This is a genomic window from Mesorhizobium sp. USDA 4775 (assembly GCF_054062655.1).
Genome location: NZ_JBSSFM010000001.1, coordinates 2,712,604 through 2,725,626, shown reverse-complemented (window position 1 = coordinate 2,725,626; position 13,023 = coordinate 2,712,604). Strand labels below are relative to the sequence as shown.

Below are 13,023 nucleotides of genomic sequence, written 5' to 3'. Positions count from 1 at the left end.
TCCCAAAACCGCTGCACACTTTTGGGCGACATGCACTTACGAGGCATTGCCCGAGCCGCGGATCAGCTCGGACATCAGCGTTGCCCGCTCGCGGGTGTTGCGCGGGGCTCCGTCATCGGCCGCGATCTGGTCGAACAGTTTCAGCGCATCCTGGGTCTTGCCTTCCTTCCAGGCGGCAAGGCCGAGCGCCTCGCGCGCCGTGTGGCGCAGCGTGTTGGTGTCCGATGTCAGCGCCTCGACGCGGCTGGAGACGTCGGCGAAGGAACCGTGGTCGACGAGCAGCAGCGCTGCCCTGAGCCGCGCCATGTCGCGAATGCCCTGGGGAATGGCGGTGTCGGCGGCGACATCGTCGAAATCCTTGACGGCGGCAGCAGTGTCGCCCTTGCTCGCCTTGACGGTGGCGGCACGCATGCGAGCAAGCAGCGGATAGGCGCCGTAGCCATCCTTTTCCAGCTGGTCGAGCGCGGCCAGCGCCTCGTCGTTCTTGCCGTCATTGGCCAGCTTCAGCGCCTGCGAAAAGGCATCGCCGGAGCGATTGGCGCGCGTCTCGTCCCAATAGCGATAGCCAACGAAGGCAGCGGTGCCGAGCACCACGAGGATCGCGATGACGAGCAAAGCCGGGCCGAAACGGTCCCACAGCTTCTGCGCCTGCTCGCGACGCATCTCGTCGTTGACTTCACGGATAAAACTGTCGTCGGACATCAATCAAAACCACTTTTGCCCCGGGCCGGGGCGGTTCATGAGCCCGCGTTTTAGCGAAATTTTGTCGGCATGGAAGGGGTTCGGCCGGAAAATCGCCTATTCCCCAGGGGCAAACGGATGTTTGGCCGGGGGAAACGGATGTTTGCCCGGCCAAACCGCCCAAAAAGCCCAATCGCACCCACGCCACAATTCGGGGATAGCCGGCTTGTGACCGCCCGGAGCCTGTAAGTTTGCCGATGCCCAGTTTGTCCCGCGTTGCTGCGTTCGCGCTTGCCTCCCTCGCCTGTGCCGGCGCCGCTCTAGCCGATCCGCCCGCACCGCCAATGCCGGCAAAGCCGAAGCAGGTGGTCATCATCTCGTTCGACAGCGCCCGCGACATCGCAGTGGAAGCGCAGCCGCGCTCTGGCGGAGCGCACCGGCGCGCATTTCACCTATTTTCTCTCCTGCGTCTTCCTGCTGTCGCCGGAGACACGCAACGAATACACCGCACCGGGCAAAACAGCAGGTAAATCCAATATCGGCTTTGCCGCTTCCAAACGGGAGGTGGCCGAGCGGCTGGAACAGATCGGCCTCGCCGCGCATGAAGGCCACGATATCGCCAGCCACGCCTGCGGCCATTTCGACGGCAAGGACTGGAGCAAGGCCGACTGGCTGAAGGAATTCGCCTCGTTCGCACACATTCTCGAGAACGCCTATGCAATCAACGGCATCGCACCTGAACCCGCCGGCTGGCGCGATTTCGCCCGGCATTCCGTGGTCGGTTTCCGCGCGCCCTATCTGTCGGCCAGCAAGGCGCTTTACGAGGCGCTGCCCGCCGCCGGCTACGAGTTTGACGCCAGCGGCGTCTCGCAAGGGCCTGTCCAGCCGCCGACCATCGGCGGCATCACCCGCTTTTCACTGCCGCAGATCCCGGAAGGACCGAAATTAAGGCCGGTGATCGCCATGGATTACAATCTCTATGTCAGGCATTCCGGCGGCTTCGAAAAGCCGAGCAAGGCGGACGAGTTCGCCGAGCGGACCTATCAGGCGTTTCGCGCCGCCTTCGACGCGCAATATCAGGGCAAGCGCATTCCGCTGGAACTTGGCTTCCACTTCACGCTGATGAATGACGGAGCCTACTGGAACGCGCTGGAGCGCTTCGCCGGCGAGGTCTGCGTCAAGGCCGACGTCGAATGCATCAGTTTTCACGACTATATCGCGCGGCAGGCTGCCGGCCAGAAGCAAGCCTCGGTTGGCGGCTGAGCCGCCAACCCGGTTTACGTCAAACCCTTACTATGCCGGATCTTCGGCGCCCTGCCTTGCCAGATAGCGCTGATCGATATCGGGCAGCGGCTCGCCCAGCAGAGTCGCCTCGAAGGCGCGCAGGCGCTTATGGACCGATTGCAGCTCGACAATGGTCGACCACGAGGTGAGGAGGAACTGCAGCGAACCCGTCACCTTGCCGAAGGCGTTTGAGATCTGGTTCAGCGCACCGAACGTTATCTTGTGCGCGACCAGTGACGGACCCAGGATCAGCAGCGAGAAGATGTTGTCGGCCTGCAGGTAGGTGTACCGGACGACGTTGAAATAGATGTAGTGGAAATAGAGCCTGAAATAATTGTGGCGGACATTGGCGAACAGCTCGGCGGTGGTGGCAGGCTGTGCACGATCCACATGATCCTCGCCGTAAACCAGTTCCTTGCGGTAGGCGGCTTCGACGCGCTGGTTGCGGAACTGCAACCCCGGAAGTTTCAGGCCGGCAATCATCACCGAGATCGTTCCGAACAGACACCAGGCAAGCGCCGCGACCACCAGGGGCTGCGGGATCGCGCCGATGATCGGCAATTCGCTGATATGGGCCTGCAGCTGGATCATCACCGGCAGGAAGGCGATCAAGGTCATGATCGACTGGACGAAGCTGGAGCCGAGATCTTCCATGATCTGCGAAAACCGCATCGTGTCTTCCTGGATGCGCTGCGAAGCACCCTCGATATGGCGCAGCCTAGCCCAGTTCTCGATGAAGTAGTTGTTCATCGCCGTGCGCCAGCGGAAGATCCAGTGGCTGACGATAAAGGCATTGACCACCTGCACATTCATGCCGACCAGCGCCAGCCAGGAAAAGTCGGCCAGCCCGGTATAAAATTCACCGTTGGTCGATTTTCCGGTCCCTGACATCAGCCCCTGCACATAGTCGAAGAAAGGCCCGTACCAGGCGTTGACGGCGACGCTGACCTGCACATTGAAATAGATGAAGAACAGGATGACCGCCGTCATCAGGATCGACCAGCGCTGCCACGGATGCGGCGAATACCAGCTCCAGAATGCGTAGAAGATGGCGACGCAGGCCACGAAGTAGATGTAGAACCAGAGGAACGGCTTCGACACGAGAACGGCGATACCGATGATGGGCGGCGCGTCGGCGGCGGCTGCCGGCAGGCCAAAAATCGCGCCCAATTGCTCACCGCCGAAAAACCAGAACAGGATCGCCGCAAGGCTCCAGATGGCGGCCGAAGAGAAGAAGAGCTTCGGCTGCGGGAAGAAGGATACGAACACTGTGGCGAATTCCTTGCTTGATGGGCAAATCAGCTGACTTCGGCGGGCATAAAGTCACACATTAGGGGGAAAGAAAATGCCTGCCCGATGCCCGGCGCAGAGCAAGACCACAAATCATGGCGATTTTGGCACGGCCGACCACGTGATGACGCCGGAGACCACCAGCATGGCCGCAGCGACAATCGAAGCGAGGAAGAAATTGCCTGACATCTGCGCCAAAAGGCCGGCGGCGATCGGGCCGACGATCTGGCCAAGGCCGAACGACGCCGTCATCAAGGCAAAGATGCGCCGGGGTGCCTGTGGCGCCTGCTGGCGGGCGGCCTGCAGGCCAAGCGCGGTGATGGCGATGAAGGTGCCGCCGAGCAGCAGACCGCCAAGCAGCGGCCCGGAATATCCGCCAAGCGCCACGCTGGCGGTGACGCCGATCACTTCTATGAAACATGCCAACGCATAGGCTGCATTGAGCCCGACCCGTCCGGCTATCTTCTGCCACAACCAGGTCGAGGGAAAACCGGCGAGGCCGGCGACCAGCCAGACCATGGCCTCGAAGACGCGGCTGCCGCCGCCCTGGCGGACGATGGCGACCAGGAACGTCGCCGTCACCACATAGCCAAACCCAAACAGGCCGTAGGCGACGATCATCTTCATCAGCGACCGGTCTTTCGGCAGGGCCGGCTCACGGACGGCTTGGCCGTTGGCCAGCGGGCCTTCGTTCGTCAGCAGCGTCACGACCACGAAGCCGCAAGCTGAAATTGCCGCCGACCACAACCAGCCCGCGGCCCAGCCGGCATGCTCGGTGACCAGCACCGCCGATGTGGCTGAAAACGATGCTGGCCATGAACACCATGACGAAGGCGCTGGCCAGACCGGCCAGAAAGCGGATGAGGAGAAAGGCGACCATGGCGTCGGTCAGCCCCATCAGCGCCGCCAGGACGGTGCTGGCGCCAAGACTGCCCAGCATCAGCAGACGCTCGCGGCCATGCGCCCAGCCGCCCGCCGCCACAAACGCGCCGATGAGGTAGCCGAGATAATTGGCCGAGGCGATCCACCCGGCATTGGCCGGCGACAGATGCAGCTCTTCCATCATGCCGGGCAGGATCGGCGTATAGACGAAGCGGCCGATGCCCATGGCCACCGCCATCGCGATCATGCCGGCGACGGTGAAGCGCAGCGCTGTTGAGGTAGCCGATCTCATTGCAGCGCACAATAAATGCAGGGATCGCTGAAACAATCCACCATCCGTTGGGCCAGTGCGCGCGCAGAGAGGCGCGGCGGGTTCGACTCCTAATTGAGCTGAAGGCGCGTCATCGGCTTAGCTGCGCCCACCCAAACCGGCATGCAACGAAGCGGTCTCGTGCACCGTTCGCCGGGCCGTCAGCCTGAACGGCACGTCGCCCAATTCACGCTCCGACATGGTGTTCAGCACGGGATGCGACAGCGGATCGGTCAGCCATGTCTGCGTGTCGTTCTGCGCGCGCGACCCGGACGGCGTGCCCATGGCGAACAGAACCTTCAGCGACGACAACAGCCTTGACATTTCCGGCTCCTCGGATCTGGCTCCCATTGATAAAGTCTGCCGTTCCCTCTCGTCATTCAATTGAGATTTCAGCCGGAACGGTTTAGAAAATCTCAAATGGCCATGCTCAACCGCGTTCATCTCAACGGCCTTCGCGCCGTCGAAACCGTAGCCCGTCTCGGCTCGCTTGCTGCGGCCGCCGGCGAGCTCAACGTTTCCGTCAGCGCCGTCAGCCAGCAGATAAGCCGCACCGAAAAGCAGCTCGGCCAGGCGCTGTTCGAGCGCACGGCAAGTGGTCTGGTGCTGACCGAGTTCGGCGCCGTCTTCGCGACCCGCCTCGGGGCTGGATTTCGCGAGCTTGCTCAGGCCGTGGCGCTGGCCGACGAAGCGAGCCAATGCACATTGGTCGTCTCGGCGGCACCGGCCTTCGCTTCGAAATGGCTGCTGCCCAGGCTGTCGCGTCACTTCGACCGCCATCCCAATGTGCTGTTGCGCATCGACGCGTCGGTGCGGCTGGCCAATCTCGACCATTCCGACGTCGACATCGCCATCCGGCTTGGCGACGGCAAATGGTCCGGCGGCCAAGCCGAACTGCTCCTGGCGCAGGAAGTGTTCCCGGTCTGCGCACCTGACATCGCCCGGAAACTGAAGTCGATCGAGGACCTTGCCCAGACCTGCGCCATTACAGACGAGCGGGCGATGATCAACTGGGAGAGCTGGTTCGCGGCAGCCGGTGTCGCGCCCGTCACCTTCCAGAAAGGCGCGCGCTTCACAGACCCGATGCTGTGCCTGGAATCGGCGATTGCCGGCCATGGCGTGATGCTGGGCTGGCAATTGCTGACAGCGGATGCGCTGGCCGACGGGCGGCTGGTGGCGCCGTTCGGCATCCGCGCCCAGAGCGGGCTCGGCTACTGGATGGTGACCGCGTCGGCCAAGACGGAGAGCCGCAAGGTCCGGGATTTCAAGGCCTGGATCAAGGAAGAGATCGAGGCGACGATGGCGCAGTTCGGATCACTCGAAAGCGCTGCTTAAGCTTGGCCCACCGCAAACCTGGTGGAAAGGATCATGGCAGCGGTCTATGTATGGGTCAGATTCCCACATCACGGCAGGCAGGATCATGACCACACATTCGCGCGGCGTTTCCGCAACGATCGACCCGGTGAAGCTCGACAGGCTGGCGGAAGTCGCCATCAAGGTCGGCCTGCAATTGCAGCCCGGCCAGGATCTCGTACTGACCTCGTCGATCGCGGCCCTGCCGCTGACCAGGCGCATCGTCGAGCATGCCTACAAGGCCGGTGCCGGTTTGGTGACGCCGATCTTCAATGACGACGAGATGACGCTGGCGCGCTACCGCTTCGGCGCCGATGCCAGCTTCGACCGCGCGGCCGGCTGGCTGTATGAAGGCATGGCGAAGGCTTTTTCCAACAATGCCGCCAGGCTTGCCGTGCGCGGCGAGGATCCGTCGCTCCTGTCGGCGCAGGACCCGGCAAAAGTGGCGCGCGCCAACAAGGCCAATTCCATGGCCTACCAGCCGGCGCTGGAAAAGATCACCGGCTTCGACATCAACTGGAACATCGTCGCATACCCGGATCTCGCCTGGGCCAAGCAGGTGTTTCCCGGAGATGCCGACGATGTCGCGGTGGCGAAACTCGCCGACGCGATCTTCGCGGCGTCGCGGGTCGACGTGGAAGACCCGATCGGCGATTGGAAGGCGCACAATGCCGCGCTGCGCGGCCGCACCGAGTGGCTCAACGGCCATAATTTCCATGCGCTGCATTTCACCGGACCGGGCACCGACCTGACGGTCGGGCTGGCGGACGGCCATGAATGGATGGGCGGTGCCTCGACCGCCAAGAACGGCATCACCTGCAATCCCAACATCCCGACCGAGGAGGTCTTCACCACGCCGCATGCCAGGCGCGTCGAGGGCCATGTCTCCTCGACCAAGCCGCTGTCCTACCAAGGCACGCTGATCGACGAGATCTCCGTGCGTTTCGAAGAAGGCAGGATCGTCGAGGCCAAGGCGTCGAAAGGCGAAGATGTCTTGAAGAAAGTGCTCGACACCGACGAGGGCGCCCGCCGTCTCGGCGAGGTCGCGCTGGTGCCGCATTCCTCGCCGATCTCGGCCAGCGGCCTGTTGTTCTTCAACACGCTGTTCGACGAAAATGCCGCCTGCCACATCGCGCTCGGCCAGTGTTATTCCGAATGCTTCGTCGACGGCGCCTCGCTCAGCCAAGACGAGATCGCCGCGCGCGGCGGCAACAAGAGCTTTATCCACATCGACTGGATGATCGGCTCGGACAAGATCGACATTGACGGCGTGCACAAGGACGGCAGCCGCGTGCCGGTGATGCGCAAGGGCGAGTGGGCCTGAGGGTTCGGCGTAGGGAGGTCGAATGGCTTTCGACCTGATGGTCAAGCGGATTTACGAGCCGCCCGCTGCCGATGACGGGCAGCGGGTGCTGGTCGATCGCATCTGGCCGCGCGGCGTCAGCAAGGAGCATGCCGCGCTGGCCCTGTGGCTGAAGCAGATCGCGCCGAGCGAAGCGTTGCGGAAGTGGTTCGGGCACGAGCCGGAGCGTTGGGCGGAATTTCGGAAGCGGTACGGGGCTGAGCTGGACGGGAATGGTGAGGCGGTGGCGACGCTGCGCGACTTGCTCCGCGAGGGCAAGGTGACGCTGCTCTACGGCGCGCATGATGAGGCGCACAACAATGCGGTGGCGCTGTCGGAGTATCTACGCGGTATGGGCTGAGGCGGCCGGACCTTTCTGAGGCCGGTGGGACAGCGCGCCCCCCTCTGTCCTGCCTGACATCTCCCCCACGAGGGGGGAGATCGGACGTCGCAATGCTTTCGCCTACTTCCCGACCGCCTGCTCATAAACTTCCGGCTTGAAGCCGACCAGAACCCGGTCGCCGACCTCGAGCACCGGCCGCTTGACCATCGTCGGCTTGGCCAGCATCAGCGCCTTCGCCTTCTTTTCGTCGAGACCTTGCTTGTCCTTATCCGCCAATTCACGAAATGTGGTGCTGGCCTTGTTGAGCAGCTTTTCCCAGCCAACCTTGCCGACCCAGCCATCCAGCCGCTTCGCGTCCAGCCCCTCCGCACGAAAATCGTGAAAGCGATAGGCAACGTCATGGCTCTCCAGCCAGACGCGCGCCTTCTTGACCGTGTCGCAGGTGGTGATGCCGTAAATCGCAGTCGTCAAAGCGCGTCCCTCAAGCTGACAGTCGAATCCGTCCCACAGCCTAAAACCGCCCTTCCCGCTTTGCCAGCGCCCAGGCCCGCATCGTCGGAATTTTTGGACTTGCCAGTACTAAGGATTTTCCTCCACCGCGACGACGCGACCCGCAAAAACCATGAGGAAATGGGTTTCTTCAACGGCTGGGGTACGGTGGCCGACCAGTTTGCCAAGTATGTGAAGACCATTTGAATTTGCATGGCGGCCAGGGGATTGCCCCGACCGCCATGCTCATTTTTCAAACTTGCAACGAAGAGAGCAAAGGTCGGAAAGCCTGACTTCCGGCCTCAGTAGTAAAAGCGCTCTTCGGTGATCTTGCCGTTCTTGACCGTGTAGAGGCCAACCTCATCCATCGTGACGCGCTGGCCGGTGGCCTTGGGCGTAATGTCGAACGTGAAGCGCACCGCGAACTGGTCGCCGTTGACATAAGGGCCTTCGACCGAACCACCGTGGACTTCGTGGTTTTCCTGCCACCATTGGCTTTTCTGCCTGAGGGCCTCCTTGCCGTGGCTGACGGCCATCGGCCCCTCCATGGCTTCGTAACTGGCGATATCGTTGGCATTGTATTTTTCAGCAGCGCCATTGTGATCGCCCTGCTTGAGGAGCTCGGTGAAATCCTTGGCAATTTCCGCGATGGTCATGTGTATTCCTCCTGTTCAGACGCACTGCAATTAGGGAAGAGCCAGCCCGTCTGCCACCTGTGCCCACATGACAGCTGACAAGGCGTGTCAGGACGATCGATACAACGCGGCTCTGTGACACGAATTGCAGGAGCGCGGGCAGCGGCCTCGGTTGCAGACACAAGCCAATTCCGCAATGCTAGGTGCGTGTGCAACCTCTACAACATCACCACAACGCAAGAGGCGATCCGCCAATGGACGCGCGCATTACGCGATATCAGCGGCAACCTTGAACCTTCCGTTGACATCTATCCCAATCAACCCGGCCCGGTCGTCCGCAACACGGCAGACGGGAAGCGTGAGCTGGCGAACCTGCTTTGGGGGTTGCCGACGCCTCAAGAGCGTATGAAGGGTAAGGCCGACTACGGCACGACCAACGTTCGCAATCCACAATATTCGCACTGGCAACAGTTTGTCGGGGTCGAGCATAGATGCGTCGTACCGGTCACCAGTTTTGCCGAACCCAGCCCGACACCGAGCGACAAGGACCCGGAAACAGGCATCCAACGCAATTACTGGTTTGCCCGTGACGAAAGCCGGCCTCTGTTCTTCTTCGCCGGCTTCTGGACCCTTTGGCAGGGTGTTCGAAAGGTCAAGGACGGACCCGGCGACTTCGAGTTATTTGCCTTCATGACAACCAAGCCTAACGCCCTCATCGCGCCGATCCATGAGAAGGCTATGCCCGTAATACTGACCACTTCGGAAGAGACCGAGGCCTGGCTGACAGCACCCTGGGCAGAAGCACGGCATTTGCAGCGAACAGCGCCAGACAACGCGTTGGTCATCGTTGAGAAGCCAGCCACACAAATCAAGTTTCCGCAGCAGGCACCAGCCCAAGGGTCTCTGTTCTAGGCTGAAGGGATGGCCGCGCTCCTCATTCCTCGTCTCGCCATATCACACGGCGAACCATGCGGATTTCGACAAGGCGTCTCACACGAATTTTCAAGCGCTCAGCAGCACTCGGCAAAATTATGTCGGCATCAAGCTCGCGAAGCTTGCAGCGCTCGCACCGCATATGCCCTTCGACATCCCAAAAGGGTATGTCACCAACAAGCTTTGCAAGGTCGCCGGGCAGATAGTGCCGGGTGATGTTGCAGTGCCGGCATCGGACACGAATGAGTTGCCCCACTTCGTGCGCGAGGCATAGGGTTTGCACATTTCGGCGCGGTCGGGTGCTCAATTCCGGCATCAACTAATTTAGGAATGTCTTCCTAGCTTAGTCAATTCCTACTTAATTCCATGGTCGTTTGTTCACATGTCGATCAGACCAGCCGCGCCCACAGCCGTGCGGGCGACCTTGCGCAGGTGGATGAGGCTAGCTCGGCAGCATGGGGCAGTTGGCGCCACGGCGCAGGCTGACATGCGCCACGTCGCCGACGCTGAATTGAAACCCCTCGGCCTGGCGCGGCGCATCGATCACCACCGGCAACCCCTGCCCCAGTTCAGCATGCAGCCGCAAGGTACGGCCGTGGAAGACGATGCTGTTCACCCGCGCCGGCGCGGTTCCTTCGGTCGCCTCGGTGGCGGCCAGCAAATCCTCTGGGCGCACGCCGATGGTGCGCATCTCGCCTTCCCCGGGTGCCTGGCCGGTTTCGGAGGTAGCTTCCAGCGGCAGAGCGCCGGCAGCGAAGCGCAACCGATCGCCATCGCGGCCGACAAAGCGCGACTGCAGCAGGTTCATGGTGCCGATGAAGCTCGCTACGAACTTCGTCGCAGGCTGGTCATAGAGCGTCGCCGGCGGCGCGATCTGCTCGATGCGGCCCTTGTTCATGACGACGATGCGATCGGAGATCGACAGCGCCTCGGTCTGGTCATGTGTGACCATGACAAAGGTCGTGCCGAGCCGCGATTGCAGCCGCTTCAACTCGACCTGCATCTGTTCGCGCAGATGCGCATCGAGCGCCGACAGCGGCTCGTCGAGCAAGAGCACGCGCGGCTCGCAGACGATGGCGCGAGCAAGTGCCACGCGCTGGCGCTGGCCGCCCGACAATTCGGAGACACGGGCGCGAAACTTGTCGGCGAGACCGACCATGTCCAGCGCTTCGCCGACCCGCTTTGCCTGCTCGATTCCCGACAACTTGCGCAATGACAGGCCGAAGCCGACATTCTCGGCGACATCCATATGCGGAAACAGCGCGTAGTCCTGGAACACGGTGTTGACAGGCCGGTCGAAGGGCCGAAGCGCCGTGATGTCGCGGCCGTCGAGTAAGACCTTTCCGCTCGACGGGCTTTCGAAGCCGGCGATGACGCGCAGGCTGGTGGTCTTGCCGCAGCCGGACGGCCCGAGCAGCGTGATGAACTCGCCGCTGATAATGTCGAGATCGACGGCATCGAGCCCGACGATGCCGCCCGGGAAAACCTTGGAGACCGCCTGCAGCCGGACGAGTGGATCAGGCGCCATCGCGAACCTCGGAAGGCTTCGTGGTGTTGACCCACAGGATCTGGCATTGCTCGGCGCCGGGATTGCGGAAGGCATGCAACAGCGTGCTCTTGAAGGCAAAGCTGTCGCCGGTCTTCAGCCCGTATTTTGTCGAGTCCACCACCAGTTCGACCTCGCCCGAAAGCACATAGCCGAATTCATGGCCGGCATGGGCATAGGCTTCCGCCGTGCCGCCTCCGGCCTCCACCGTCACCAGCATGCCGGTGAGCGTCGCACCCGGCGGCGATAGCAGCGCCTTGGCGATGCCTTCCGACTTGACGGGAATGGAGCGCCGCTTGTCGGCGCGCACGCAATAGAGATCGTTGACGGCCTCGTCGCCATCGGCGATCAGCGCCGAAGGCTCGATGTCGAGGGCGGCGGCGAGCGGCCAGATCACCTTGACGCGCAGCGAGGACATGCCGCGCTCGATCTGGCTCAGCGCGCCGATCGACACGCCGGCTTTTGCCGCCAGTTCGGCCAGCGACAGGCGCCGCTCCAGCCGCAGCGCCCGCACACGGCGCCCGACGCGAACATCGGCATCGTCCTTGGGTTTCTCGGCGGCCTCGTCGACTATGTCCATTCGTCGATCCTTGTTGCGTCTAAGGCCAGCACCAGACAACGGCCGGCCTCGGGATTGAATTCGTACTTTACCGGGCGTTGGCGCCGCCCCTCACCGCCTGCCGGCATCCTCTCCCCGTATAGTGACAGGGAGAGGGACGCTCTTATCGCCGGTTTCGCCAATCACCAGCGTCGCAAGGGACTCGCCGGCATTGCGCCCGGCTCCTTCTCCCCGTCACTATACGGGGAGAAGTGCCCGGCAGGGCGATGAGGGACAGCGCCAGCTTCCGAAATTAACCACCGATCACCCGCCAGCCTTCACCTTCTCGAACATCTTGGCCACATCGTCGTTCTGCTTCATCGGCCCTGTGAAGATGGTGCTCTTCAGCATCACCTCGGGATCGGACGGCAGCTGCAGTTTCTCCAGTTCCTCCTTCGTGACGCCGGCGAAGGCGGTGCTCAGCGAACTGCCATAGCCATAGGACTGAATGAGATATTTGCCCGAATCGGCATCCAGCCGGCTGTTGATGAAATCATAGGCGAGATCGACATTCTTGGCGTCCTTCAGCATCACGAAGCCGCAGGCCCAGGTCAGCATGCCTTCCTTCGGATTCATGAATTCGACCGGCACGCCCTGCTTCTTGAGCGAGGTGGCCGAGGCGTTCCAGGTCATTGCGGCGACCAGTTGGCCGCTGGCAAGCGCCTGCTCGACCGACGTCATGTCGGTGGTGTAACTCGACAGCAGCGGCCGCTGTTCGCGCAGCTTTGCCGCAACCTTGTCCATCTGCTCGGGCGTCATGTCGAACGGATTGACGCCGGCCAGAAGCGCGGCGACGATCGGCGTGTCGTGCACGGCGTCGATGGTCGCCATGCGGCCGGCATATTGTTTGTCCCAGAGCAGGTTCCAGCTTGCCTCGGGGTTCTTCACCAAATCGGTGCGGTAGAGGATGGAAGTGTTGCCCCAGTCCCACGGCACCATCCACACCTTGCCATCGCCGGCCTGCAGGTCGGGCAGGTTCTTGAACACCGGGAAGATCGAATCCCAGTTCTTGATGCGCTTGGTGTCGATCGGCTGCAGCAGGCCTTCCTTGTTCCAGCGCGCCACCTTGTCGTAGCAGGGGTGCGCGATGTCGGGCCGGAAGCCGGCCTTGACCTTGGTGAAGGCATCGTCGTCATCGCCAAAGATCGAGGCCTCGACGCCATCGGGATGCGCGGCGAGGAAGCTCTTGTTGAAATCGGGCAATTCGTAACCCGACCAGGTGAAATATTGCAGCTTTTCGGCGGCCAGCGCCACGGTCGAAGACAGTGCCAGCGCCAGCGCGGCGAGGCCGGCGCGCGCCTTGTGTCCGGTTATCGATGTCAGGTGGAATGTCATTT

Annotated in this window: 13 protein-coding genes and 2 pseudogenes; 6 read left to right on the top strand and 9 right to left on the bottom strand. The window is 62.3% G+C overall.

Going from position 1 to position 13,023, the window contains the following annotated elements:
- Positions 1-36 precede the first annotated feature (36 nt).
- Entirely contained in the window at positions 37-702 is a 666-nt protein-coding gene (locus ACVILI_RS13000) for a tetratricopeptide repeat protein (protein ID WP_019856919.1), read from the bottom strand.
- Positions 703-938: 236 nt separating this feature from the next.
- Between ACVILI_RS13000 and ACVILI_RS12995 the strand changes: the two are divergent.
- A pseudogene (locus tag ACVILI_RS12995) lies at positions 939-1,944 on the top strand (polysaccharide deacetylase family protein).
- Between the two features lie 30 nt (positions 1,945-1,974).
- Here the strand turns inward: ACVILI_RS12995 and sbmA are convergent.
- From sbmA to ACVILI_RS12980, 3 genes and pseudogenes are all read right to left on the bottom strand, one after another.
- Entirely contained in the window at positions 1,975-3,234 is a 1,260-nt protein-coding gene (gene sbmA / locus ACVILI_RS12990) for a peptide antibiotic transporter SbmA (RefSeq protein WP_019856917.1), read from the bottom strand.
- 114 nt (positions 3,235-3,348) lie between these two features.
- Positions 3,349-4,429, bottom strand: a pseudogene (locus ACVILI_RS12985) (YbfB/YjiJ family MFS transporter).
- 117 nt (positions 4,430-4,546) lie between these two features.
- Positions 4,547-4,771 (bottom strand): hypothetical protein, encoded by a 225-nt coding sequence (locus ACVILI_RS12980; protein WP_019856916.1) that lies wholly within the window; start codon positions 4,769-4,771, stop codon positions 4,547-4,549.
- 96 nt (positions 4,772-4,867) lie between these two features.
- Here ACVILI_RS12980 and ACVILI_RS12975 point away from each other — a divergent pair, with 96 nt between their 5' ends.
- The 3 genes from ACVILI_RS12975 (at position 4,868) to ACVILI_RS12965 (ending at position 7,503) form a co-directional block, all read left to right on the top strand.
- Positions 4,868-5,782 (top strand): LysR substrate-binding domain-containing protein, encoded by a 915-nt coding sequence (locus tag ACVILI_RS12975; protein ID WP_240564781.1) that lies wholly within the window; start codon positions 4,868-4,870, stop codon positions 5,780-5,782.
- A gap of 85 nt (positions 5,783-5,867) precedes the next feature.
- A complete protein-coding gene (locus tag ACVILI_RS12970) occupies positions 5,868-7,124 on the top strand; it encodes an aminopeptidase (protein ID WP_457102463.1) in 1,257 nt (418 codons plus the stop codon).
- Between the two features lie 22 nt (positions 7,125-7,146).
- On the top strand, positions 7,147-7,503 hold the full coding sequence (locus ACVILI_RS12965; protein WP_038645327.1) for a DUF488 domain-containing protein: 357 nt from the start codon (positions 7,147-7,149) through the stop codon (positions 7,501-7,503).
- Between the two features lie 102 nt (positions 7,504-7,605).
- Here ACVILI_RS12965 and ACVILI_RS12960 read toward each other — a convergent pair whose 3' ends face one another.
- Positions 7,606-7,956 carry an ArsC family reductase gene (locus ACVILI_RS12960; protein WP_038645325.1) on the bottom strand — a complete coding sequence of 117 codons (351 nt, stop codon included), beginning with the start codon at positions 7,954-7,956 and terminating at the stop codon, positions 7,606-7,608.
- 99 nt (positions 7,957-8,055) lie between these two features.
- On the opposite strand from ACVILI_RS12960, the gene ACVILI_RS12955 reads away from it, so the two are divergent.
- Entirely contained in the window at positions 8,056-8,181 is a 126-nt protein-coding gene (locus tag ACVILI_RS12955) for an SRPBCC family protein (RefSeq protein ID WP_276315353.1), read from the top strand.
- A 95-nt stretch (positions 8,182-8,276) separates the two neighbouring features.
- Here the strand turns inward: ACVILI_RS12955 and ACVILI_RS12950 are convergent, their stop codons facing one another.
- Positions 8,277-8,630 (bottom strand): SnoaL-like domain-containing protein, encoded by a 354-nt coding sequence (locus ACVILI_RS12950; RefSeq protein WP_457102462.1) that lies wholly within the window; start codon positions 8,628-8,630, stop codon positions 8,277-8,279.
- A 186-nt stretch (positions 8,631-8,816) separates the two neighbouring features.
- Here ACVILI_RS12950 and ACVILI_RS12945 point away from each other — a divergent pair, with 186 nt between their 5' ends.
- Positions 8,817-9,521, top strand: a complete 705-nt coding sequence (locus ACVILI_RS12945; protein ID WP_038645323.1) for an SOS response-associated peptidase — start codon at positions 8,817-8,819, stop codon at positions 9,519-9,521.
- Between the two features lie 463 nt (positions 9,522-9,984).
- On the opposite strand, the gene ACVILI_RS12940 is transcribed toward ACVILI_RS12945, so the two are convergent.
- From ACVILI_RS12940 to ACVILI_RS12930, 3 genes are all read right to left on the bottom strand, one after another.
- Entirely contained in the window at positions 9,985-11,070 is a 1,086-nt protein-coding gene (locus ACVILI_RS12940; RefSeq protein WP_038645321.1) for an ABC transporter ATP-binding protein, read from the bottom strand.
- Positions 11,060-11,668: a cupin domain-containing protein gene (locus ACVILI_RS12935; protein WP_019856907.1), complete on the bottom strand. Its 609-nt coding sequence runs from the start codon at positions 11,666-11,668 to the stop codon at positions 11,060-11,062. The genes ACVILI_RS12940 and ACVILI_RS12935 overlap by 11 nt, the downstream gene beginning before the upstream one ends.
- A 282-nt stretch (positions 11,669-11,950) precedes the next feature.
- Complete coding sequence (locus ACVILI_RS12930; RefSeq protein WP_038645319.1) at positions 11,951-13,021, bottom strand: ABC transporter substrate-binding protein; 1,071 nt, start codon at positions 13,019-13,021, stop codon at positions 11,951-11,953.
- Positions 13,022-13,023 lie beyond the last annotated feature (2 nt).

Excerpts from the sequence above, each read along its gene's own strand:
- ACVILI_RS13000 (WP_019856919.1), bottom strand. The coding sequence starts at position 702 with ATGTCCGACGACAGTTTTATCCGTGAAGTCAACGACGAGATGCGTCGC.
- ACVILI_RS12980 (WP_019856916.1), bottom strand. The coding sequence starts at position 4,771 with ATGTCAAGGCTGTTGTCGTCGCTGAAGGTTCTGTTCGCCATGGGCACG.
- ACVILI_RS12975 (WP_240564781.1), top strand. The coding sequence starts at position 4,868 with ATGGCCATGCTCAACCGCGTTCATCTCAACGGCCTTCGCGCCGTCGAA.
- ACVILI_RS12970 (WP_457102463.1), top strand. The coding sequence starts at position 5,868 with ATGACCACACATTCGCGCGGCGTTTCCGCAACGATCGACCCGGTGAAG.
- ACVILI_RS12965 (WP_038645327.1), top strand. The coding sequence starts at position 7,147 with ATGGCTTTCGACCTGATGGTCAAGCGGATTTACGAGCCGCCCGCTGCC.
- ACVILI_RS12950 (WP_457102462.1), bottom strand. The coding sequence starts at position 8,630 with ATGACCATCGCGGAAATTGCCAAGGATTTCACCGAGCTCCTCAAGCAG.
- ACVILI_RS12940 (WP_038645321.1), bottom strand. The coding sequence starts at position 11,070 with ATGGCGCCTGATCCACTCGTCCGGCTGCAGGCGGTCTCCAAGGTTTTC.
- ACVILI_RS12935 (WP_019856907.1), bottom strand. The coding sequence starts at position 11,668 with ATGGACATAGTCGACGAGGCCGCCGAGAAACCCAAGGACGATGCCGAT.
- ACVILI_RS12930 (WP_038645319.1), bottom strand. The coding sequence starts at position 13,021 with ATGACATTCCACCTGACATCGATAACCGGACACAAGGCGCGCGCCGGC.